Origin of the sequence: Kribbella sp. NBC_00382 (assembly GCF_036067295.1) — a bacterium.
Classification (GTDB): Bacteria; Actinomycetota; Actinomycetes; order Propionibacteriales; family Kribbellaceae; genus Kribbella.
In genome coordinates this window covers 5,312,894-5,334,600 of record NZ_CP107954.1, presented here as the reverse complement: position 1 = coordinate 5,334,600, position 21,707 = coordinate 5,312,894, and the positions used below count along the sequence as shown (strand labels likewise).

Sequence of the window (21,707 nt, the reverse complement as noted above, 5' to 3'; positions counted from 1 at the left end):
CTGATCTGGTGACATCCGGTCCCGATCCCTTCAGGTGCGACCATGGGCGGCATGCCGACGACAATCGTCAGCCCGGAGCTGGTCGGGCGGAGCGACGAACTGGCCGAGATCCTGGCGGCGTACGAGAAAGCTGCCCGGGGCGAGTCGGTCACCGTGCTCGTCTCGGGCGAGGCGGGCATCGGCAAGTCCCGCCTGACGTCGACCGCGCTCAGCGCGCTGCCCGGCGACCCGCTCGTACTGTCCGGCGGCTGTCTCGAGCTCGGCGCGGGCGGTACGCCATGGGTCCCATTCGTCGCCGTACTCCGTGACCTGCTCCGTACCTGGGGCCCTGAGCGGTTGCGCGCAGCACTCCCGTCGGACGGTACTGCGCTGGCCGCCTGGCTCCCGGAACTCGGGTTGACTCCTGCTGACGGCGGCCAGATCCGGCTGTTCGAGGAGTTGGCGACGCTGCTCGACCAGGCGGCGAGCGACCGGGCTGTCGTAGTACTGGTCGAAGACCTGCAGTGGGCTGATGCGTCGAGTCGGGAGCTGTTCGTCTACCTGGCCCGCAACCTCGGGCCGCGGGCGGTGCTGTTGGTGGGCACGGTCCGTACCGGCGATCTGGTGGCCGGGCATCCGACCCGGCAGTTGCTCGGGGAGCTCGGGCGCCGGGCCGAGGTCGTCCAGCTGGAGTTGCAACCGCTCAGCCGCCAGCAGGTCGGCGCGCTGCTCTCCGCGATCGAGGGGCAGCCCGCGCATCCCGTGGTCAGCGCCGAGATCCACCGACGCAGCGCCGGAAACCCCTTATTCGTAGAGGCTTTAAGAGCCTCCGGTACTTCGCCTGCCGGGCTCGCCAACCTCAGCACACTCCTACTGGACCGGGTCGCGGACCTGTCTCCAGAAGCGCGGCAGCTACTGGAGACCATCGCGGTCGCCGGGGCCGGAGTGACCGACGAGCTGCTCTCCGAGGTCTGCGACGGCCCGCCGGACGAGGCGCTGCGCGAACTGATCGCGCGGAACCAGTTGATCGCGACGGCCGACGGTTATGCGATCCGGCACGATCTGATTCGCGAGGCTGTCTACGGGTCGCTGCTCCCCGGGCGCCGGCGTCGGCTCCATGCCGGCTATGCGCGAGCGCTTGCGGACCGTACGGATTCAGCGGCGGCGCTGGCAGAGCACTGGGCCGCGGCGGGCGAACCAGCGTTGTCATTGCAGGCCGCTTGGCAGGCGGCTGCGATCGCCTTGCAGCAGCATGCCTACGACGAGCAACTGAACCTGCTCGAGCGAGTCCTCCGCCTGTGGGACGCGGACTCTGCTGACCTGATCGGGGCTTCCAGGGTCAAGGTCCTCCTGGCCGCGGTCGAAGCGGCCTACGCGGCCGGGCAGTCGACGTCAGGCGTTGCCTCGGCGACCGAGGCGCTGGCCATCGTTTCCTTCGCTGAGGAGCCCGCAATGGCTGCTCGGCTCCTCGGGACCAGAGGGCTGTTGCGGAATCGGATCGACAACAGCGGGATCGACGACCTGACGAGCGCTGTCGAGCTCATCCCGGCCGGTGCCGACGATGCGCTGCGGAGCAGACTGCTTTCCTCACTGGCCTACTTGCACTGCATCGACGGACTGCAGTCGCGCGCATCCAGTTGTGCCACGGAGGCGTACGAGCTTGCGCTTGGAGATGCTGCCCTTCGCGCGTCGGCACTGCTGGTCTTCGGCTGGGTCGACGACCGCAGCGGTGACGTCGAGTCCGCCCTGCGGCAGTACGCCGACTGCCGCGCGGCAGCGGAAGCCGGCGGCGACCACTACACGTATTTGACGGCCGTGCAGTGGGCCGGCCTGACCCTCAACAAGGACGGCCGCCGCGAGGAGGCAGTCGCACTGATCGCGGCAGGTCAGCAGACCTCCGAACGCTGGGGACTCGGCCGCGCCCGCGGCAGCATGCTCGCGCAGAACCGCGCCTACGCGTTGTTCTACCTCGGCCGCTGGGACGAGGCCCTGGACGTCATCGACGATGCCCTCGCCGACGGTCCGCCTCCTCGCAGCGACGCTGCCCTGCGCTTCCTGGTCGCCCAGATCGCTTGCAGGCGTGGAGATCTCGACTACGCCGCCGAGCTGATCGCCATCGCCGAGCGAACCTTCGGCGACCGCCGCCCCGCCGCCTTCGAACACTTCTTCGCCAGCCTCCGCGTCCTGGTGCTGGCCGGCCAAGGCGACCTCGACGGCGCCGAGAAAATCCTCTCCGACCACTTCGACCGAGTTCTGGCCGGCGGGGACGTCCTGTACTACGAAACGGCCTGGGTACTGCTGGTCGGCGTCTACTTCGAACGCCACTCCCGCTCCCACCGCAGGCAGCCCACGACCCGTCTCAACGAAGTACGGGCCCTGCTGGCCGACGGCGAATCCCGCTGGCCCACCGTCGCCGCCGCGCTCCGCACCGCCGAAGCCGCCGAGTCCAACACCATGAAGTCCTGGGACCTCGCTGTCTCCGCCTGGCGCGCGCTCTCCGAGCCGTTCGACCTGGCCATGGCCCTCACGGCCGCAGCCGCGGCAGCCCTTGCCACCAGCAACAAACCTGGCGCCCGCCTCCGCCTGGCCGAGGCCCACACGCTGGCCACCGAACTGTCAGCCGCGCCCTTGCTGGCGGACATCGCCGCTTTGACGACGCGAGCCGGCCTGACCGAGACGCCGGTCGAGGCAAACTCCTATGGCCTGACCGCCCGCGAACTCGTAGTACTGAAGGTCCTGGCCCGAGGCCTCTCCAATGCGGAGATAGCCCAAGAACTCTTCGTCTCCTCCAACACCGTTGCCACCCATGTGGCCCGAGTCCTCCGCAAGCTCTCCGTCACGACCCGCACGGAGGCAGCCGCCTTAGCTCACAGCACCGGGCTGTTGACGGCCGAGGCGGATCGCTGAGATCAGGAAGAAGATGCCACCGAGTACGGCGTACCCGGCCACGTTGGTCAGCTTGGGGTTGTCGGCGGAAGCCCCGGCGATGAACGAAAGCCCTGCCAGCACGGAGATGCCGCCGCTGAGGATCATCGGCCACTGGCCGCCCAGCTTGCGACGGCCGGCGCCGACGATCAGCTGAATCAGGCCGGCGACGACCGCCCAGGCACCCCAGACTCGCAGGACCGCCGGTACTCCGGAGGAGCAGGCGATGGCCAGACCGATCGCGGCGAGCAGGCTGATCGCCATGTTGACGTAGAGGCCGCGGGACGGGCCGGTGGAACGCGTGTCCACGACTGCGGCGGCGACGTCGAACAACGGGTACAGGACGATCAGGGCGACGCTGATCGGGCCGAGGTGTGACTTGGTGGCGAACATCAGCCCGGCCCAGACGATGGCGAACGCTGCGCGTGCGAAGTACAGGCGGCGCAGGGCTGGGGCGATGGTGTGCGGGGTGGCTTCGATGGTGGTCACGGGTGAGCCTTTCGAAAGAGACCGAACGTTCTACCTCTCACCACGATGAGTGCTGACCGGCGGTGTTGTCAAGACAGAACGTTCTACCTTTCTGTTACGCTCGGGCAGATGGTGAAGACTCAGGGACGGGTGTCCGAGGCGCGCTCGCGGCTGCTCGGCACGGCGACGCGCATCTTCTACACGGAGGGCATCCACTCCGTCGGCATCGACCGCATCGTCGCCGAGGCCCAGGTGACGCGGGCGACGTTGTACCGGCACTTCGCCGGCAAGGAAGAGCTGGTCCTCGCCTATCTAGAGGGCGTCTCCCAGCTCGAACGCGACCAACTCGACCAGGCCATCGCCGGCGCCGACTCAGCCGCCGACAGCATCCGGGCGGTCGCGAAATCCATCACCGCAGGCATCACCTCCGACGGCTTCCGAGGCTGCGCCTTCCTCAACGCCGCCGCCGAGTACCCCGACCCCGAACACCCTGTCCACCAAGCAGTCCTGGCCCACCGCGACTGGTTCGCCACCACCATCGCCACCCTCTTCACCCAACTAGGCGACGCCTCCCCCGAACCCCCAGCCCGCCACTTCATCATGCTCCGAGACGGCGCCATGGCCACCGGCTGCCTAACAGACCCCACCCAAGTCTGCGAAACCTTCCTCCAAGGCGTAGAAGGCCTCCTCACGTATCGCACGGCCACCACAGCCAAACCCGCCTAACAGACTCCCCACGCTGCCGCCGGCGGGAGCGCGGGACTTCTTCGCCTGAGAGCGCTCTCGGGTCTACCGTTCGAGACGGTACGCCGCCCGAACACGCCCCTAACGGAGAGTAGATCCGCCGATGAGCCTCCAGCCCACAATCGCAGATGTCGCGCGCGTGGCCGGGGTCTCCCGGGCGACCGCGTCCCGCGTGATCAACAACGAGCCCGGCGCGTCCTTGCCCCTGCGAGAGCGCGTTCGCGCAGCCGTCAGCGAGCTGGGCTACCAACCCAACGAGACAGCCAGAGCACTGGCCACCGGACGTCAGCGCGCCATCGACGTCATCGCGGTGAGCTATGGCGCGGGCATCGGCTGGCTCGGTACCCATCCGTACTTCAGCCGGGTACTGGCCGGCATGATGCCCGTCCTCGAAGGCGTCAACGCGCAACTGCGCTTGCACGCCATCGGCCAGGAGAACGCCGCCGAAGCGATCGACGAGCTCGCCGCGAACGCCACCCTCGGCGCCGTGCTCGCCGACATCACTCCCGAACTCGCGGCCAGGTTCCACCATCGATGCCGCCGAGTCGTCTCGCTGGTGCCCACCGACCCATCAGTTCCCGGTATGCAGGCCGACAACATCGGCGGCGCGTACTCCGCGGTGAACCGCCTGCACGAACTCGGTTGTCGCCGGATCGCCGCCATCAACGGACCAGCCCTCAACCCGTGCGCCATCGACCGACGGACCGGGTACCTGCGTGCCGTGCAACGCCTTGGCCTCGCGGACCTGAGCGCCGACGGCAACTTCCTCCAAGCTGGCGGGTACCGGGCAGCGCAACAGTTGCTCGACCAAGACCCGGACATCGACGGGATGTTCATCGCCTGCGACCTGATGGCCGCTGGCGCCGTACAGGCCATCACCTCCACCGGCCGGCGGGTGCCCGATCAGGTGAGCATCATCGGCTTCGACGACAGCATCGCCGCCGTCTGCGCCAACCCGCCCCTGACCACGATGCGCCTGCCCGTCGAGGAGATGGCCGCGGCCGCCACCCGGCTATTGCTGGAAGGTTCTCTGGTACCGGGGCATCGCCAGCAGTTTCCGGTCGAGCTCGTCGTCCGGCAGAGCACTCGCGGATGACCCTTGAGCCGGTCGTCCGTACGCCGGCCTGGCGGCTGACCCTCGCGTCGCCGCTCTACCGGGGCGCGACCATCGCGCTGTTCCTCTCCGGCCTCGGCTTCTCCGCGGCCGCACCCCAGATCGCGTCGTTCCTGGTCAACGAGTTGGGGGCCTCGCTCAGCGCCGCCGGACTCTTCTATCTCACGAGCCTGACCGCACCGGTGATCGGCTATCTGGTCGGTTCAAGGTCCGATCGCACCGGCGCACGCCTCGGCCTGTTCCGCATCTGCGCCGTCGCCGGATTCGCCGGGTGGACAGGGATCGCTTTCTCAACCCAGCTTTGGATGCCGTACCTCATCAGCGCAGTCGTACTCGGGTTCGCCGGCGCCGCGACCTCTCAGCTCTTCGCCGCGATCCACGATGAGTTGGAGGCGCATCCGAATCCCGGCAACGACGGCGTGGTGGCCGTTGTCCGGATGGCGCTGACCGGCGGCTGGGTGGTCGGTCCGGTCGCTGGATCGTTCCTGGCCGCCCACACCTCGCTGCGCATCATGCTGCTGGCGACGGCGATCTGCACCCTTGCCCAGGTACTCCCGCTGGGCGTTCTCAGGACTCCACCCAAGGCCTGGTCGACGACCGAATCGAGTAGTCGCCGACCCGGCATACGGGCGATGGTGCCGTTGCTCGCCTTCACCGCGCTCTACGTTCTCGTCTACGCCGGGGAACCGATCAAGTACGCATATCTGCCGATCTACATGAACGAGCAGCTGGATTTCCCCTCCGGATTGAGCGGCGCGATCATCGGCATTCAGCCGCTGGTCGAGATCGTCCTGATGCCGTTGGCCGTACTCGCTGCGCGCCGGGTCGGGACGATGCGGCTGATGGTCGTCGGCGCTGCGTTCGGGGTCGGCGCCAACATCTGTTTCGCCACCACCGGTACCGCCGCCGGGTTGTTCGCGGGACAGATCCTGATGGGTGGCGCGTGGGGCGTCTTCGCCGCGCTCGGCATCATCGTCGCCCAACGCCTTCTGCCGACAACCGTCGCCACCGCCTCAGCCGTCTTCGTCAGCTCGACCGCTCTTGCCTCTGCCCTGGGCGGAGCTGCCGGAGGCATCGGAGCCGCGACTCTCGGACTCCCCCAGGTGTTTCTCATCCCGGCCGCGCTCGGCCTCTTCGCCGTCATTGGCCTGGCCGCGATGACCCGCTCAGCCGCCCACAACCTGTGAGTCAGAGTGTCTTCATGGTGACGTAGCTCGACACGGTGGCCACGCCGGCGAAGGTCGTCGCTGGTACACCTGACTGCATGCCCGCAACCGTCTACCTGATCGTCGGCCTCCCCGGCGCCGGCAAAACAACCCACGCCAAACAGCTGGAACTCACCGCCCCGGCCCTGCGCCTCACCACCGACGAATGGCAGATCGCCCTCTTCGGCGACCAGAACCCACCGGACAAACGCGACCTCGTCGAAGGCAGGCTCATCCAGGTCGGCATGCGCACCGCCGAACTAGGCACCAACGTCATCCTCGACTTCGGCTTCTGGTCCCAAGCCGAACGCTCCGCCCTCCGCTGGATCGCCACCACCATCGGCGCCCACAGCCAAGTCGTCTACCTCCCGATAGACCACGAAGAACAACGCCACCGCATCACCAGCCGCTTCAGCACCACCCCGCACGAAACGTTCCACATCACCGACGCCGAACTGGCAGCCTGGCGAACCCAATTCGAACCCCCCGACGACGAAGAACTCCTAGGCTCCGTCATCCCGCCCGTCCCACCCAACCACCCCACCTGGTCCCACTGGGCCTCCCAACGCTGGCCTTCCTTACCCAACCAGTACGGCCCCCGCTCTACGGCATACTCCCCCGAGTGAGCTACGACTTCGCGATCTGGGAAGGCGACGCCCCAACCAGCGGGCACAACGCCGCTGCCACCTTCAAAGCCTTGTTCAGCCACTACCTTGAGGGCGCCCTCGTCGCACCCACGGAGAAAATCCAGCTGTACTCCGAAGCACTCGCCGCCCACTTCCCGGACCACGAGAGCGACGACGGAGTGGTGGCCATCACCACCTCGCAAGGGCGAGCAGCCATCCCCGAGCGCTGGCCGCTCTTCCTCTCACAGGAACTGCGCGACATCGGCAACTACGTCATCGTCGACACCGCCCGGGACGACTACTTCGCCCAGGCGCGCAACGACGACGGAACCTTCTCCCTCGAGTACCGCGACGGCTCACCGCAGCAGCACTACCAGGTCCAGGGAGTCGACCTCGGCGACGTCACCGAAGCCCTGTCCCAATGGTCCGAGCACCGCCGCGACTTCATCACCAACCACACGTGGCAACGCCTAACTCTCTGGGACTGATGACGCAATGAAATTCGTGATGGTGCCAGGCGGCTGGCAAGGCGGGTGGGTATTCGACGAGGTGGCCGAAGAGCTCCGCCTTAGCGGCCACCAAGTCGAGGCAGTAACCCTGTCAGGCTTGGAGTTGGACGGCCCAGCCTCGTTGGAGAATCCACCGAACCTCGACACCCACATCGACCAAGTGGCCGAGATCATCAACAGCGACGACGAAGCACGCATCGCCCTGTGCGGCCACAGTTACGCCGGGCTGGTCATCGCGGGAGTCGCAGACCGCCTCGCTGATCGCCTTGACCACTTGGTCTTCATCGACGCCTATGTCCCCGAAGACGGCGACTCCTGCTGGTCGCTGACCAGCGACGCCTTCCGTGACCTGTTCATAGCCGGCGCCCGCACCGACGGCCGCTGGGTAGCAGTCCCCGACGGCCTCGACCCCCGTGCCCGCCCGCACCCACTACCGAGCTTCCTCCAATCCATCACCCTGGCCGGGGTACCCACACTCCCCCGTACTTTCATCAGCGGCGGCCCATGGCCAGGCACCCCGTTCGCGCTGTTGACCGAACGCCTACGCACCGACCCCACCTGGCAGTTCCACGAAATCCCCGTGGGCCACAACATCGCCCGCCGCGACCCCCACAGCCTCGCAACCCTCCTCGACACCCTGGCTGATTAGGATCCGACCCATGGATGATCTGGCGACCTGGCTAGGCCAGCTACAAGAAGCGTCCTTCGACAAGGGCGGACAGGCAGTACGCAATGCCTACCCACCGGAGCGCCGCCTCACCGGTCCCCAACTGGCCGAGTACCTGACCCGTCGCAGCTACGCGCTCGCATCCACCACCCGCGCCGACGGCCGCGCCCATGCCGCCCCCACCCTGTTCACGCCCTACGCAGGAGCCTTCTGGCTCCCCACCCTCGGCGCAGCGATCCGCCTCCGCAACGTACAGGCCAATCCCTGGCTAGCCCTGTCAGTACTAGAAGGCGAACACGACACCCACGCCGCCGTCCTCACCGAAGGCCCCGCCGAAGTCCTGCCAACAGCCCCACCAGAAGTCGAGGCCCTCACCAAACAACGCAACAACGACGGCACCCTCGACTGGGCAACAGCCTGGCTCAGAATGACCCCCCACCGCCTCTTCAGCTTCGCCGAACACGCCTGGCAGGAATCCCGGTAACTCGGAACTCAGCGCCAGCGACACCCGTTGGCGAACCATGGACGCACCGTCTCCCGAGGCCATCGCACACGCCTTCGATCTCGGCCGACCGCTGAGCGACCTGCAGTTCGTCAGACGCGGCGCCACCGAGACTTGGCGCCTCGACACGAACCAGGGCAGCTACTTCGTCAAGGGAGCATGGGCCGAGCGAGGCCGCGAGTTCACCCCAGGTGGCCTGCCCGACCAACTCGCCGCCGCAATGGCCTTCGAACTCCGAGCCCTCGAGGCCGGCATCGACATGCCATCCCCGATCCCCCCGATCGACCCCTGGCTGGGCTGCGTTGCCCTCATCAACGATCGGCTCTTCCGCGTCTACCCCTGGATCGAGCACCGCCCACTACGCCCCGACGACGACCTCTCCAAGTGGCTGGGCCGGACAATGGCTCGAATCCACCAACTCGAGCCAACGAACCACGTCGGCCTCCCACACTGGTGGCGAGGCCCGATCTGGCCCCGCACGACCTGGGAGGAATGGACCGCCGAAGCGGAGTACCGCAACCGCCCCTGGTCCTCACTCGCCCGCGACCGCCTACCGCTTGTCCTCGACCTCTCGACCCGCATCGAGAAACTCTGCGAAATCGCCCCCGACCCAGTCACAACCCACGGCGACTTCAAAACCCATCCTGGTCTCCCTCGACCGAACCCCAGCCACCTGGTGGATGGGCAACAGCCAGGCGATCGAGGAGAGCATCGAGGAGTTGCTGTACGACCTACCCAACCGAGTAGACCGCCTCCGCACCATCGCCATCACCATAATCCCGGGACGAGCCGGTGTGTCGTCTTCTGGTAGCTGCGATAGCGCTCACCAAGCACCCGAACAAGCTCAGCCTCCTCAACAGCAATCCGCGGCAACAATCCCAGCGCAGGCACAACAAGACAAACCACAATCGACAACCAGTTGGCAAGAGCAACGCCGAACCCCAGACAAATCAGCAGCAGCCCGCTGTACGACGGATGCCGAACCCACCGGTAAGGACCACCAGTAACCACAGCCTGCTCATCATCCACCTGCACATACGTACTGAACGACCTGCCCAGAGCCAAAACCGCCCACACCCTGACAAGCAGCCCGGCCCAGATCACCACCACCCCTGCACCAGCGAACACCTCAGGCACAGGTGTAGCCAACCCCTGCACCCGAATCCGCATCAACCACCCAACACCAAACGCAGCCACAAGGCTCAGCGAAACAACTACCCGAGTCCCCCGATCCCGCCGCGCCCCAGCCTTACGCCGCACAACATCCCGAACCGCAAGCACAACCTCCAACCCCACCCAACACCCAATCGACACCCGCACCAGCGCCGACAAGTTGCCCATACGCCCACCGTAGCCACAATGACCGCTCTTGGGGGATCGCCAGGGGTCTCGTACCGGTCAGAGATTGTCGATCTTGTAGACGACGCCGACCACCGACACGAAGTACGCGGTGTGGCCGACGAACTCCATCGAGGTCGGGCGGTCGAGGATCAGTTGATGGCCGTGGACGTCGACGACGGGCGCCAGGCTTCCGTTGTGCTTGACGACAACCAGCCGGCCGGTGTCGGGCAAGGCGGGGGTGCCCTCGCCTACACCGTTCCATTGCCCCTGCGACAGGGCGTACAACCTGCCGCCCGGTCCACGCTCGACGTCAATCAGCATGCTTGCTCCGCTGCCGACCTCGACCGGGCCCGAGCCGCGACGGAGCGCGAGGACCTTTCCGTCTTCCGGTGCGTGCGGGTTCGGGCCGGCCAGAGTCATGAAGACCTTGCCCTTGGCAACTTCAAGCCCGGTCGGCACTTCGTTCCCGAATGTCGCGACCTCGTTGATCGAGCCGTTCTGCCGGACCTGCAACACCCGGTTGTGATGCCCGTCGGTGACCAGGAACCCACCACGGTACGGCTCCATCGCGTACTGCACGCCGGTGTCGATGAAGATCGCCGGTACCGGCGGGTTGTCCACCGACCAACTGCCGATGTCGGCCACAACGGTGTAACCGCCACCCCGCTTGAGCCGGTAGATGCCGTTCTTGTCGTTGCTGTCCCCGAACGGCGTACCGGCGACGACACCGCTGACCAAGGTGACCAGCACATAGGCGGTACGGCCAACAAATGCGATGTCAACCGGTCCACCAATGGCACCGGGCAATACCGTCTTCGGCAACCCCGTGGCATAGGTGCTCACCCGCCCGCTCCGACGATCGATCCGCAACACGCTGCCGGCGTTCCCGTCCGTGACATACAACGCCCCATCGGGCCCGATCGTGCTCCCCGTCACGAGCCCACCAGTACCGAAGCTGGCAAGCCGAGTCACCACCGGCCCTAGCCCGTGATGCGCGCTCGCGGTCGGCGCGATCACCCCACTCACCAGACCGAAGGCAGCAATGAACAGAACAACCCGACGCACGGCAAACATGGGGTACTCCCCTGGGAAAACTTCAGTACCTACAACGGTCGCCGCACTGCGGTGGCCTGATCTGACAGCCCACTGCGCCAACCCGGGAACCATCTTGTACCGACCTCGCCACCCTCCACCCGCACCCCAGCCCCGTCAAGAGACAACCCCCACCCACACCAGACGGCGTCCGGTAGCCCGGCTAGGAGGGCTGTTGTTCTTGGGCGGGGGTTTGCTCGGGTGCGGTGGCGGCCCAGCTGGCGAGGAGTTTGAGGGCGTCTTCGGTGGCGGAGCCGGGTTCGGCGGCGTAGATGGTCATGGTGAGGCCGGGGTCGGCGCGTAGGTCCATGCTTTCGTAGGCCAGGGTGAGATCGCCGACGGTGTGGTGGTGGAAGTGTTTGACACCGGCGCCGTGGGTGCGGACGTTGTGGGCGCCCCAGCGGCGCCGGAAGTCGTCGTTGCGGGTGGACAGCTCGCCGACGAGGTCGTGGAGGGCTTTGTCGTGGGGGTCTTTGCCGGCGGCTGTGCGCAGGTTGGCCACGGTCATGTCGGCGGCGAGTTCCCAGTCGGGGTAGAACCGGTGTGCTGCGCTGTCCAGGAAGGTGAACCGGGCGAAGTTCGGCGGCTTGGCCGGGTCTGTGTAGGCGTCGCAGTACATGGCGCGCCCTAGCTGGTTGGCAGCGAGCAGGTCGAGGCGGTCGTTGCCGATGATCGCGGGCGAGGTGGTGATGGCGTCGAGCGTCCACTGCAGGCTGGCCCGAACCGGTACCGGCTTCGGACGTCGCGGGCGGCGCAGGACAGCGTTGCTGCCGTCGGCCTCGTGCGCAAGGCGGAGCAAGTGAGCGCGTTCGGCGTCGTCGAGCTGCAGCGCCCGGGCCAGGGCCTCGAGGACGCCGGAGGAGACACCGGCCAAGGTGCCGCGCTCGAGCTTCGCGTAGTACTCGACGCTCATTCCGGCCAGCGAGGCGACTTCGCTGCGCCTCAGGCCTGGGACACGCCGTGGCCCGATGGCGGGCAGGCCGGCCTGGTCGGGGCTGATCTTGGCGCGCCTGGTGGTGAGGAACTCGCGCACTTCGACTCGATTGTCCACAAGATCGACAGTACGACGCTCAGCGCGCAGGAGGGATGTACTGGCAGTACACCCATCAGCAGTGACTTCCCCGCGCACGGCGTACCGGATGTGCTGGAGACATGACCTTCCTCGGACGGACCCGCGCGGCGACCGCCGTCAACCAGTCCCGTTCGAGTATCTGACCTGTTCAAGGAGACCTTTCATGCGTGGAGTTGTCATGCACGCCCCCGGCGATGTCCGTGTCGAGGACCTCGCCGACCCGACCATTCAGGAACCGACCGACGCGATCATCCGCCTTTCCGCGACCTGTATCTGCGGCAGCGACCTCTGGCCCTACCGGGGCGCCGAGCCGGTCGACCACCAGGTGATGGGCCACGAGTACGTCGGCGTCGTCGAGGAGATCGGCGATCAGGTGCGCAGCGTCAAGGTCGGTGACTTCGTCGTCGGCTCGTTCTGGGCCTCGGACAACACCTGCGAGATCTGCCAGGCCGGATACCAGGCCTACTGCGTGCACCGCGTCCTGATGGGAACCATCGGTACCCAGTCCGAGCGGGCGCGGATCCCGCTTGCCGACGGCACCCTCGTGGCCACCCCGGCAATGCCCGACCCCGACCTGATCCCGTCGCTGATGGCGGCTTCCGACGTACTCGGTACCGGCTGGTTCGCCGCCGTCGCGGCCCAGGCCGGCCCGGGCAAGACGGTCGCGGTCGTCGGAGACGGCGCCGTCGGGCTCCTGGGCATCCTCGCCGCACAGCAACTCGGCGCGGAGCGGATCATCGCCTTCAGCCGCCATGCCGACCGCCAAGCCCTGGCCAAGGAGTTCGGCGCCACCGACATCGTCGAAGAACGCGGCGATGACGGCGTGGCCCGGGTCAAGGAACTGACCGGCGGGCTCGGAGCCCACTCGGTGATCGAGGCCGTCGGCACGCAGGAAGCCATGATGCAGGCCATCCACTCCACCAGGCCTGGCGGCCACGTCGGATTCGTCGGCGTCTCTCACGATGTCGCGATCCCTGGTGACGAACTGTTCATGGCCGGCGTCCATCTCCACGGCGGGCCGGCTCCGGTCCGCCGGTTCCTGCCAGAACTCGTCCAGCTCATCTGGGACCGCAAAGTCAACCCTGGCAGGGTTTTCGACCTCACCCTGCCGCTGGAGCGGGCCGCCGAGGGCTACCGAGCCATGGATCAGCGCACCGCTACAAAGGTGCTGCTGACCGTCTGATTGCACCTGTCACGAGAGGACCGAGGAATCGTGCGCAGCACCACGGCGGCACTGACCGGGCTCACGGACCGTCGTCAGGCCCGCCTCACAGCGGGCCTGGTGGCGACGGTCGTGTTCCTCACCGCGATCGCTCCATTGGCTACAGACATGTACGTCCCGGCCTTCCCACAGGTCGCCGGCGACCTGTCCAGTACAGCGACGCAGGTCCAGCTCACACTGACCACATTCTTCGTCGGTATGGCGCTCGGGCAACTCGTCGGCGGCCCCGTCTCGGACCAGCGCGGCCGTCGTACGCCGCTGATCCTGGCGCTGGCCGTCATGGCCGCAGCCTCGATCGCGTGCGCCCTCACGCCCACCATCGCGGTGATGACGGCTGCCCGGTTCGTCCAGGGCTTCGCCGGTGGATGGGCGATGGTGATTGGCCGGGCGGTCATCGTCGACCTCGCCACCGGCGCCCAGCTCGTACGGGTGCTCAACATCATCGCCGGAGTCGGCGGTCTCGCCCCCATCGTCGGTCCTCTCGTCGGCGCCGCCATCCTGCAACTGTCTGACTGGCGGGTCTCGTTCTGGGTGGTTGCTGCCCTCGGACTGGCCATGATCGTGGCGGTCTTGATCGCCGTGCCCGAATCGCTCCCCCGCGAACGCCGCCACGCAGGCGGCCTGAGAACCTTCCTCACCGCCGGGCGGATCGTCCTCGGCAACCGCGAATACGTCGGGTACCTGATAGTCGCCGGTGCCGCGATGGGAGCGCTGTTCGCCTACGTCGCCACCTCGGCGTTCGTCCTGCAGGCCATGAACGGGCTCTCCCCGATCGCCTACTCGATCGACTTCGCCGCCAACGCCGCCGGCATGACCGTGGCCGCCCTCATCGCCGCCCGGCTTGCCGGGCGAGTCTCCACCCGCAAGATCATCCTGACCGGGCAGATCGCCGCCCTCGCCGCGGGCATCGCCATGCTGGCCGGCGCAATGTGGTTCGGGACACCACTGATTCTGACCATGGCCTGCTTCTTCGTCCTCATGACCGCGCAAGGCCTCATGATTCCCAACGGCGGCGCACTCGCATCAGCCGCCGTCCCCGAACACCCCGGCACCGGATCCGCCGTCCAAGGCTTCGTCCAATGGGTCGCCGCCGGAACAATCGCCCCCATCGCCGGCCTCGGCGGCTCCACCACCGCCGTCCCCATGGCCCTACTGATCACCGCAGGCGCCGCAGTCTCCATGGCCGGCCTCCTCATTGCAAGATCGAATCTTTGTTCGATTAAAACGTAATTCGCGTGCTCTCACGCCTGGACTATCAGTGGTTAGCCGGGGCACTGTGGAGAGGTGGATCTCGACACGGCGGCCATAGAGCTGTACGGCCTGACACCAAACGAGTTCACCGCTGCCCGCAATCAACTGGCCAAGAACGCCGACGGCGCAACCGCCGCCGCGATCAGGGCTCTGCGGAAACCGACACTCGCGGCATGGCTGGCCAACCTGCTCGTCCGTACCGACCCCAACGGCGTCAACGACCTCACCGAACTCGGCGAGGCTCTGCGAGCAGCCCACCTCTCCGCAGACGGCGCCCAGCTTCGCGCCCTGACCCCGAAGCGACATGCCCTAATCAAGCAACTAGTCACCTCTGCCAAGAAGCAGGCCAAGCAACTCGGCAGAACCGTGACCCCATCAGTCACCGACCGCCTCACCGAAACCCTCGACGCAGCACTCATCGACCCCGGCGCCGCCCTACTCCTCCGCAGCGGCCAACTGACGAGCGCCCTACGACACATCGGCTTCGGCGTCATAGACGAAACCGGCCACCCCGCCAAGCTCCCCCCAATAAAGCCCCGCGCCGTACGCAGCACACCCGCCAAGAAGGCGACCAAAGTAGCCGCGAAGCCGGCCCCCTCCAGAACTGGCCAGACGCTGCAGCGGCACCGGGCAGAACTACAAGCCCGCACGGAAAAGCTCGAGACCGACTACCGCGAAGCCGAACAGGCGCGCACCGAAGCCGAATCAGCTCTCGACGCGACCCAGCACCACGCCGCAGACCTCCAAACCACGATCGACCGCCTGACCGACGAACTAGAACACGCCAGACGACAACTCCAGTCCACCCAGCGCGACGCAACAAAACTCGAACGCACACTGAACCGAGCCACCCACACCGCGGCCATAGCCCAACGCCGCAGAGACACCCACCACCAGCGGCTCGCCACCTTCAACAACTGACCTCCTCGGTCGGGCAACGACCACGGCCCTCAGGATTGTTGTGTGGCAACGGTTTCCCCGTGCTCCTCGCACTGGTGGCCCGTCGGTCCGACGCCCGATCTTCGTACCGCGGATCGCGCGCGAGGGCCCGGCGCCAGGAACTCCGTCGTACGGGGGTGAGCTGTGGCCAGTCACCGACCGTGCCCAGCCCATAGGGTCTTAGCCTGACCTCGCGTCAGATCAGTACGTTTCAGCCGTGGGTCGGCCGCCCCTCAGCTATCTGTTCTTCCACTGGGCGACCCGACCACGCTAGCCATGGATCCGCACCGGACTTGGGCACGACGACAGGTCCGTTGCCCGCCAACGCACGGGATATGTCGCCCGACTCGATGAAGGCGCGGGACTGGTAGCTCACGGACCACGCGATCTCGTGCTCTTCCGCACCCACGATCACCCACTCACCGGTGCGGACGTGGTCACTGCCGTCTGCGAGGAAGGCAAATGCGAGCTCGCGAGCCTCTTCATCGGTCACTGTCATGATCCTATGCTCGTTAGCCCTCGCCTTGGCGGTCCGAGTAGCCGCCGGTTTGAAACTCATCCCGGTGGCCCTCGGCTTCGCAGTACAGCGGGCTGCGTGACGTGAGCAGCGGATCAGCCCCCTAGGACGATTGCCTGTTCGGGCGTACAGTGCGGCTAATTGAGGGGCTCATGGGAGCCAGACGCTTGTTCTTACTGGGAAATCTTGCTGAGCGAGCACCAGGCGTGCTGACTGCGGGCAGTGCGTTCGCGCTGGTGGCCGCGAGTTGTGTGGGCGGATCGTCCCTAGTGGGTGCCACATCTGCCTACGCCATGGACAACTCGGCGGAGGTCACCCGGTTCACTGCCACGTCAACCGAGACATTCGAGGGTCCGCTGGCCGAGTGCTTCCTTGCCGGATCTGGTCGGCACCAACGTTGCCACCGAGACCGTCACAGGCCAGTCCGTTGTGACATCCAGCGGCATCGTCCACATCAGCGGCACCGATGTGTTTGCCTACCGGGTGGACTTTCCCAACGGCATGTACTCCTACGGAACCAGCACCTCCCACTTCTCCTTCACCGCCAACGGACCGTTGACGGTGAATACGCAGGGGGGCCGAGAACCCCGCACGATCTACGCCTCGGATGGCACGCCTGTAGCCCAGGTGGTTTTGCATGGGGGTAGCCACATCACTTATCGCGATCTGAACGGCGACGGCGTGCCACAGGCGGACGAGATCTCAGCGAACGTGGACAGGTTCTTCTTCACCTGCCACTAACCGGTGGCATCTCCGGTCGTAAAGCGTGGACTCGAAGAGCGTCGTAGCGCGGGTTTGAGCGGATCGCGGCAGCAACTGTCGGCGCGAGCTCGGCCGACAGGTTCTTAAGAGCCTCCGGCCCACTCGTGTCGTGGACGTACGGTGTAGCCGTCCGGCAGTACGGCCACGGTGGTGATCATTCGCCGTTCATCGGGTCGTCCATCGCCGGCACACCCCAGCGGAAGTACACCGGGGCGTAGAACCTGATGGCCGGGACCAGGCCGATGCTCTGGATCACCGTGGAGGTGCCGGTGGCGTGGCCGACGGCGTACAGGTAGCCCTTCTGCAGGTCCTTGTCGATGCCGAGCAGCAGCGTCCCGCTGGTGCCGCACTTGGTGACGATGAGCGACTCGAACCCTTGCCAGGTGCCGCTTCGCACGACCTTGATCACTGGCTTGGGCGAAGTGCTGACCGGGATGTGGATGGTCTTGAGGACGCCCGTCACGGTGTTTGCCAGCAGGGTGTCGTACGTCGCCGTCTTGCTGATCACCGCGATCGACTTCACGCCCTTGAGACCGGAGTACGACCAGCGATTGCGCCAGGCGCCGTGGTCGTCGATGGTCCAACGGGACAGTACGCCGTCGTCGCGCACCGCGTAGGCGGACGTGCGGTGTGAGGTCGAGTTCGCCCAGCGGGACACGTCGAAGGCGGTGTAGTTCGCCCAGCCACCGCCGACCCGCGTAAGAGTCGGCGGCCCGGCCTCGGGATCGAGATCGCCGGACGCGCTCGCGAAGTAGCTGCTGAAGTACATAGCGTCGCCGAGGATGACGTAGCCGAGGACCTGGCGTTCGTTGGCATCCCGGAAGTCGATGAAGCTCGCGAGGCGCGCCTTGCCTGCCGGGTAGAGGCTGCTCGGGCCCCACTGGTACGCCGTCTGGGTCGGCGGTCTGGTCGCGGCGTAGTTCGTTGCCACCAGACCGCCGGCGGCTGTCACTTCTCCGATCTTGATGCCGCAGACCGTAGCCTGGACCGTCGCCTGCGGTGTCGATCCCGTTGAGGATGCGTGCGCCGGCGGTCCTGTGGCCAGAGCTGTACTCAGGATTGCGAGGCCGCCGATCACGGTCGTGGTGCGCTTGAGGATTGCTGTGTTCTGGTTGGGTTTCATACCTGCACGATGCGAGCCGGAGCTCGATTGTTGCCGAACCTGTCGGCGGCTCTTCTTACGGTGCTGGGTGTGGAGAGCGGTCGTAGCAAGAGCAACGAGTGCATGACGGGCACCTCACGGTGTCTCTCCGTCGCGCTCGTCAGATAACTTCCTGCCCTCGGGGTGCATCTAACTGGTGTCCAAGGGAGACACCATGAAGCTGATTCCCAGCACCCACGTCCACAAGCCGATCCGAACCGCGCTTGCCGTGATCGTCGTCGCCGCGGCATCGGCGGGAGCGGTCGGTGGTACGGCGACAGCCAGTGGTGATCGGCAGCCAGGCACGATCAGTCTGGTCTCGGTCGGACTGAGCGGGACCGGTGGAGACGGTGCCTCCGGAGCGAACGGCAACGCCTCCGGGACGTCGGAACACGGGCGCTACGTCGTCTTCGCCTCGTCCGCGAGCGATCTCATCGCGAACGACATCAACGGCCAGCAGGACATCTTCGTCCGCGACATGGTGACCGGCCGTACGACGCTGGCTTCGGTCGGCCCGGATGGAGTGCAGGGCAACGGCGACAGCCGAGAGGCCTCGATCTCGGCCGACGGACGGTACGTCGCCTTCGACTCGTTCGCCTCGAACCTGGTCCCAGGTGACAGCAACGACAGCCCCGACGTCTTCCGGCGCGATCTGCGGACCGGTCGTACGGCGCTGGTCTCGGTGGGCCTGGACGGTCCAGCGGACCAAGGCGCGGTCTTCCCCGATATCTCCGCCGACGGGAACCATGTCGCCTTCCAGTCCAGTTCGACGAACGTCGTGCCCGGCGACACCAACGCCACCCAAGACATCTTCGTCCGCAATTTCCGGGCCGGCCGCACCGAACGGGTGTCACTGACCGCCGCGGGACTCCAGTCAGACCTGCCGTCCCTCGAGCCCGCCATCTCCGGGAACGGACGCATAGTGGCCTTCACCGCCATCGGCGGCGACCCCACGGCCATCCAGGTCCGTGACCGCGACAAGGGCACGACGCGCTCGGTCTCGGACGGCGTACCGGGCGATCCGCGGTCCCCCATCATCGAGTACGGCACCGCCGACGTCTCCAGTGACGGCCGGTTCGCGGTGTTCTCGGTCTACAGCATGATGGGCACCGACGTGGTTGCGAACGTCTGGCTCCGCGACCTCCGCACCAACCGAGCGCAACTGATCTCGGCCGACTACCAGGGCAACCCCTCAACCGCGTTCAACGGTGCCAGTGGCACCATCTCGGCCGACGGCAGGTACGTGACGTTCTCGACGCAGGGCCGTACCTCCAGCGCGGATCAGGGCAGCCTCGGCGACGTGTACCGGCTCGACCGCAAGACCGGCTCCCTCGTCTGGGTCACGCACCGCCAGAACCAAACCGACCCTTGGGGCGGCGGCCTCCTCGGCAGCTTCGCCCCCGCAATCTCCGACGACGGACAACACATAGCGTTCGACTCCGACGACAAGAACCTGACCGGCGACGTCGGCCCCTCCGGCTACGAGAAATACCTCTGGAACGCCACCCGCCCCAGGTGACAACCGCAGACCGGGCCCTCTGCAGCCCGGTCTCCCGTCAACGGCCTACTCAGCCAGCACTTCACTGGCAGGCACAACGTCCATTCAGCCACCCGCCAGGACGCGGAATCATGCATCTAATGCACGAAACCTCAGGTGCCTGCAGCAACGATCACCACAGCACGCCCAACGGACAGAAGGGAACGCCACAGCAATCGCCGCGCGACCTGCGCGAACAACTCAATCGCCCTCAGCCCGGAGCTCTCGCATCCGCTGCTACTCCGGTTGGATAACTGGTGCCGCCGGATGTTGGAGTAGCGGGAGTTCCGTTCGCCGCGCGACGCCTCGACTGGCCCATCGCGGCACGATCAGCAGCGCGGCGCCGGATCTCCGGAGAGGGGTCACCGCTGTCCTGGCCGGCCATTGGGGTGACGGGTCAGGCACGCCGCGACGGCACGACCACGCGGGCGCTGACTCGCCACCCGTTCGTTGTCCGCACCACCTCGTCCTCGTACACAACGCTGCCCGCTCGTCCGTCCGCCATCACCGAGAGCCCCTTTGAACGCACTCGGGCTCGGCTGTCGAGATCAGGGTCGGCCGTGACTACCACGTTGGTCACGTGGTGCCCGACGGGCTGGTCTCCGGGCGCCGAACTGAACAGCTCGATGAGCGCATCCAGCCCCCGGACAATTCCCAGACCATAGGCAGTCACGTCATAAGACGCATCCGGCGTCAGCAGTAGCCCGAGGTCGTCGGATCGCCGGTCATCAGCGAGATGCCCGTGCAGTGAAACCAGTTCGTGAATGGCTAACCGGTCTGCGGTGGTCAGTGGCATCGGGGCTCCTGGGAGATGAGTGATGAGGAAGGATAGGGATGATGACTAACTCTAAACGGGGCGAGCGCCCCGCTTCAAGTGAGCCCAAACGGGCTGATGCTGTCGCCAATCGCGCCAAGGTGATGGCTGCGGCTCGTGAGGCGTTCGAGACGGAGGGTTTCGCTGCTTCCCTTGACGAGATCGCTCGGCGGGCTGGCGTCGGCGCGGGGACGGTTCACCGGCACTTCAGGACCAAAGCCGAGCTCGTCGACGCGGTCCTCGCCGCAGCGGTTGAAGACCTTGTGGTCGCGGCGAATTCGTATGTTTCGGCCGACGATGCAGGCGTAGCACTGCGGAACTTCTTGGTGCAGCTGGTCACCGACGGAGCGGCGGCCCACGAACTCGCCGCACGGCTGCAGGTTGATGCGAGCGGTGTCGAGGCCGCGGTGTCTGGGCCGGTCGCCGAGCTCGACCGCGCGATGGGCCTGCTCCTGTCCCGCGCCCGCGATGCGGGGACCGTCCGTCACGACCTCGATGACCGCGACCTAGCGGCGATCGTTGCCGCCGCTCACGCGGCGTACGTCCACCCGACAGGCGGCGAGCGCGCCATGATGCTCGTGTTGCACGCACTCGACTAGCGTCGCCGCCTCGGCATGCCAGTTGAGTCCATTGCTCACCCAGTGCTGAAGGAAGCTGTCCCGGTCACAGGTCCTCCTTCTAGCGCCCGTCTGCTGGTGGGGTGCTGAACCCACAGCGAGCTGGTACCGCCAGAGGCTGGAGTCACGGGGGTTCACTGCCGGGTGGCGACGTACTGGGAATAGGTGGAGGCTGCGTCGCGGGCATGGCGTTCGATGGTCTGGGTGGTGTAGCCGAGCGCGTCGGCGATAATCGCGATGGGGGCGAGCTTGGTCAGCTCGTGAAGGGTTCCCAGGCGGGCCGCGCGCGGGCTGAACAGCCGCTGGAGCCGTTCTCTGAGCGAGGCGGCATTGATGTGGCCGCCGGGGCGGTAGCCGGGGAAGACCCAGTTGCTGTTCGGCTGGGCGGCGGTGTTGCTGGGCGCGGTGGCGGCGAGGTCACGAAAGGGTTTGTCGAGGGGTGGCGGGATGTCGATGACGGTCTTGCCTAGCGTGATGGCGACCTTGGTGGGCTTGATGTCGACGTGGTCCCAGGTCAGCGCGACGACGTCCTCGATCTGCTGGGCGAACACGACGACGAGGATCGCGGCGGCTCGGTCGCGGGTGGTGAGTTTAGTCCCGGAGCTGACCTCGGTGACTAGCTGCTCCTGCTCGAGCGCCGGCATGCGCGGCGCGACGCGGTCC

At 66.7% G+C, this 21,707-nt stretch carries 23 protein-coding genes; 15 read left to right on the top strand and 8 right to left on the bottom strand.

Annotated features, from left to right (window positions below; genetic code table 11):
- Positions 1–51: 51 nt before the first annotated feature.
- A complete protein-coding gene (locus OHA70_RS25660; protein WP_328321928.1) occupies positions 52–2,886 on the top strand; it encodes a helix-turn-helix transcriptional regulator in 2,835 nt (944 codons plus the stop codon).
- Here OHA70_RS25660 and OHA70_RS25655 read toward each other — a convergent pair.
- Positions 2,842–3,393 (bottom strand): hypothetical protein, encoded by a 552-nt coding sequence (locus OHA70_RS25655; RefSeq protein WP_328321926.1) that lies wholly within the window; start codon positions 3,391–3,393, stop codon positions 2,842–2,844. The genes OHA70_RS25660 and OHA70_RS25655 overlap by 45 nt on opposite strands.
- Before the next feature lie 108 nt (positions 3,394–3,501).
- On the opposite strand from OHA70_RS25655, the gene OHA70_RS25650 reads away from it, so the two are divergent.
- The 8 genes from OHA70_RS25650 (at position 3,502) to OHA70_RS25615 (ending at position 9,550) form a co-directional block, all read left to right on the top strand.
- A complete protein-coding gene (locus OHA70_RS25650; protein WP_328321924.1) occupies positions 3,502–4,098 on the top strand; it encodes a TetR/AcrR family transcriptional regulator in 597 nt (198 codons plus the stop codon).
- A 121-nt stretch (positions 4,099–4,219) separates the two neighbouring features.
- Complete coding sequence (locus tag OHA70_RS25645; RefSeq protein WP_328321922.1) at positions 4,220–5,212, top strand: LacI family DNA-binding transcriptional regulator; 993 nt, start codon at positions 4,220–4,222, stop codon at positions 5,210–5,212.
- On the top strand, positions 5,209–6,417 hold the full coding sequence (locus OHA70_RS25640; protein ID WP_328321920.1) for an MFS transporter: 1,209 nt from the start codon (positions 5,209–5,211) through the stop codon (positions 6,415–6,417). The genes OHA70_RS25645 and OHA70_RS25640 overlap by 4 nt, the downstream gene beginning before the upstream one ends.
- A gap of 77 nt (positions 6,418–6,494) precedes the next feature.
- On the top strand, positions 6,495–7,061 hold the full coding sequence (locus tag OHA70_RS25635; protein WP_328321918.1) for an AAA family ATPase: 567 nt from the start codon (positions 6,495–6,497) through the stop codon (positions 7,059–7,061).
- A complete protein-coding gene (locus OHA70_RS25630) occupies positions 7,058–7,549 on the top strand; it encodes a hypothetical protein (RefSeq protein ID WP_328321916.1) in 492 nt (163 codons plus the stop codon). Before OHA70_RS25635 ends, OHA70_RS25630 begins: the two co-directional genes overlap by 4 nt.
- A gap of 7 nt (positions 7,550–7,556) precedes the next feature.
- Positions 7,557–8,219: an alpha/beta fold hydrolase gene (locus OHA70_RS25625; RefSeq protein ID WP_328321914.1), complete on the top strand. Its 663-nt coding sequence runs from the start codon at positions 7,557–7,559 to the stop codon at positions 8,217–8,219.
- A gap of 10 nt (positions 8,220–8,229) precedes the next feature.
- On the top strand, positions 8,230–8,721 hold the full coding sequence (locus OHA70_RS25620) for a pyridoxamine 5'-phosphate oxidase family protein (RefSeq protein WP_328321912.1): 492 nt from the start codon (positions 8,230–8,232) through the stop codon (positions 8,719–8,721).
- Between the two features lie 37 nt (positions 8,722–8,758).
- On the top strand, positions 8,759–9,550 hold the full coding sequence (locus OHA70_RS25615; RefSeq protein WP_328321910.1) for a phosphotransferase: 792 nt from the start codon (positions 8,759–8,761) through the stop codon (positions 9,548–9,550).
- On the opposite strand, the gene OHA70_RS25610 is transcribed toward OHA70_RS25615, so the two are convergent.
- From OHA70_RS25610 to OHA70_RS25600, 3 genes are all read right to left on the bottom strand, one after another.
- Complete coding sequence (locus OHA70_RS25610) at positions 9,508–9,876, bottom strand: methyltransferase family protein (RefSeq protein WP_328321908.1); 369 nt, start codon at positions 9,874–9,876, stop codon at positions 9,508–9,510. The two genes, OHA70_RS25615 and OHA70_RS25610, sit on opposite strands and share 43 nt — an antisense overlap.
- Positions 9,877–10,137: 261 nt before the next feature.
- Complete coding sequence (locus OHA70_RS25605; protein WP_328321906.1) at positions 10,138–11,154, bottom strand: ScyD/ScyE family protein; 1,017 nt, start codon at positions 11,152–11,154, stop codon at positions 10,138–10,140.
- A gap of 181 nt (positions 11,155–11,335) precedes the next feature.
- The gene (locus tag OHA70_RS25600) at positions 11,336–12,223 is read right to left on the bottom strand and encodes a helix-turn-helix transcriptional regulator (protein WP_328321904.1); all 888 of its coding nucleotides are present in this window, start codon (positions 12,221–12,223) and stop codon (positions 11,336–11,338) included.
- A gap of 184 nt (positions 12,224–12,407) precedes the next feature.
- On the opposite strand from OHA70_RS25600, the gene OHA70_RS25595 reads away from it, so the two are divergent.
- From OHA70_RS25595 to OHA70_RS25585, 3 genes are read left to right on the top strand one after another with little or no spacing between them, the layout of a single operon-like run.
- Positions 12,408–13,427, top strand: a complete 1,020-nt coding sequence (locus tag OHA70_RS25595) for a zinc-dependent alcohol dehydrogenase family protein (protein ID WP_328321902.1) — start codon at positions 12,408–12,410, stop codon at positions 13,425–13,427.
- Between the two features lie 30 nt (positions 13,428–13,457).
- A complete protein-coding gene (locus OHA70_RS25590; RefSeq protein ID WP_328321900.1) occupies positions 13,458–14,696 on the top strand; it encodes a multidrug effflux MFS transporter in 1,239 nt (412 codons plus the stop codon).
- A gap of 54 nt (positions 14,697–14,750) precedes the next feature.
- Complete coding sequence (locus OHA70_RS25585) at positions 14,751–15,638, top strand: hypothetical protein (protein ID WP_328321898.1); 888 nt, start codon at positions 14,751–14,753, stop codon at positions 15,636–15,638.
- 229 nt (positions 15,639–15,867) lie between these two features.
- Here OHA70_RS25585 and OHA70_RS25580 read toward each other — a convergent pair whose 3' ends face one another.
- Positions 15,868–16,155 (bottom strand): YrhB domain-containing protein, encoded by a 288-nt coding sequence (locus OHA70_RS25580; RefSeq protein ID WP_328321896.1) that lies wholly within the window; start codon positions 16,153–16,155, stop codon positions 15,868–15,870.
- Positions 16,156–16,545: 390 nt separating this feature from the next.
- Between OHA70_RS25580 and OHA70_RS25575 the strand changes: the two genes are divergently transcribed.
- Entirely contained in the window at positions 16,546–16,914 is a 369-nt protein-coding gene (locus OHA70_RS25575; RefSeq protein ID WP_328321894.1) for a hypothetical protein, read from the top strand.
- Positions 16,915–17,089: 175 nt separating this feature from the next.
- On the opposite strand, the gene OHA70_RS25570 is transcribed toward OHA70_RS25575, so the two are convergent.
- Complete coding sequence (locus OHA70_RS25570) at positions 17,090–18,058, bottom strand: hypothetical protein (RefSeq protein ID WP_328321892.1); 969 nt, start codon at positions 18,056–18,058, stop codon at positions 17,090–17,092.
- A 193-nt stretch (positions 18,059–18,251) separates the two neighbouring features.
- On the opposite strand from OHA70_RS25570, the gene OHA70_RS25565 reads away from it, so the two are divergent.
- Entirely contained in the window at positions 18,252–19,595 is a 1,344-nt protein-coding gene (locus OHA70_RS25565) for a TolB family protein (protein WP_328321890.1), read from the top strand.
- Between the two features lie 415 nt (positions 19,596–20,010).
- Here the strand turns inward: OHA70_RS25565 and OHA70_RS25560 are convergent, their stop codons facing one another.
- Positions 20,011–20,409 (bottom strand): nuclear transport factor 2 family protein, encoded by a 399-nt coding sequence (locus OHA70_RS25560; RefSeq protein ID WP_328321888.1) that lies wholly within the window; start codon positions 20,407–20,409, stop codon positions 20,011–20,013.
- 41 nt (positions 20,410–20,450) lie between these two features.
- Here OHA70_RS25560 and OHA70_RS25555 point away from each other — a divergent pair, with 41 nt between their 5' ends.
- On the top strand, positions 20,451–21,026 hold the full coding sequence (locus tag OHA70_RS25555; protein ID WP_328321886.1) for a TetR/AcrR family transcriptional regulator: 576 nt from the start codon (positions 20,451–20,453) through the stop codon (positions 21,024–21,026).
- A gap of 152 nt (positions 21,027–21,178) precedes the next feature.
- Here the strand turns inward: OHA70_RS25555 and OHA70_RS25550 are convergent, their stop codons facing one another.
- On the bottom strand, positions 21,179–21,688 hold the full coding sequence (locus OHA70_RS25550) for a hypothetical protein (RefSeq protein WP_328321884.1): 510 nt from the start codon (positions 21,686–21,688) through the stop codon (positions 21,179–21,181).
- Between the last annotated feature and the right edge of the window lie 19 nt (positions 21,689–21,707).

Coding starts and splice junctions, on each gene's coding strand:
- OHA70_RS25625 (WP_328321914.1), top strand. CDS start 7,557: ATGAAATTCGTGATGGTGCCAGGCGGCTGGCAAGGCGGGTGGGTATTC.
- OHA70_RS25565 (WP_328321890.1), top strand. CDS start 18,252: ATGAAGCTGATTCCCAGCACCCACGTCCACAAGCCGATCCGAACCGCG.
- OHA70_RS25560 (WP_328321888.1), bottom strand. CDS start 20,409: ATGCCACTGACCACCGCAGACCGGTTAGCCATTCACGAACTGGTTTCA.
- OHA70_RS25580 (WP_328321896.1), bottom strand. CDS start 16,155: ATGACAGTGACCGATGAAGAGGCTCGCGAGCTCGCATTTGCCTTCCTC.
- OHA70_RS25605 (WP_328321906.1), bottom strand. CDS start 11,154: ATGTTTGCCGTGCGTCGGGTTGTTCTGTTCATTGCTGCCTTCGGTCTG.
- OHA70_RS25595 (WP_328321902.1), top strand. CDS start 12,408: ATGCGTGGAGTTGTCATGCACGCCCCCGGCGATGTCCGTGTCGAGGAC.
- OHA70_RS25640 (WP_328321920.1), top strand. CDS start 5,209: ATGACCCTTGAGCCGGTCGTCCGTACGCCGGCCTGGCGGCTGACCCTC.
- OHA70_RS25645 (WP_328321922.1), top strand. CDS start 4,220: ATGAGCCTCCAGCCCACAATCGCAGATGTCGCGCGCGTGGCCGGGGTC.
- OHA70_RS25620 (WP_328321912.1), top strand. CDS start 8,230: ATGGATGATCTGGCGACCTGGCTAGGCCAGCTACAAGAAGCGTCCTTC.
- OHA70_RS25615 (WP_328321910.1), top strand. CDS start 8,759: ATGGACGCACCGTCTCCCGAGGCCATCGCACACGCCTTCGATCTCGGC.
- OHA70_RS25550 (WP_328321884.1), bottom strand. CDS start 21,688: ATGCCGGCGCTCGAGCAGGAGCAGCTAGTCACCGAGGTCAGCTCCGGG.
- OHA70_RS25660 (WP_328321928.1), top strand. CDS start 52: ATGCCGACGACAATCGTCAGCCCGGAGCTGGTCGGGCGGAGCGACGAA.
- OHA70_RS25555 (WP_328321886.1), top strand. CDS start 20,451: ATGACTAACTCTAAACGGGGCGAGCGCCCCGCTTCAAGTGAGCCCAAA.
- OHA70_RS25650 (WP_328321924.1), top strand. CDS start 3,502: ATGGTGAAGACTCAGGGACGGGTGTCCGAGGCGCGCTCGCGGCTGCTC.
- OHA70_RS25635 (WP_328321918.1), top strand. CDS start 6,495: ATGCCCGCAACCGTCTACCTGATCGTCGGCCTCCCCGGCGCCGGCAAA.
- OHA70_RS25570 (WP_328321892.1), bottom strand. CDS start 18,058: ATGAAACCCAACCAGAACACAGCAATCCTCAAGCGCACCACGACCGTG.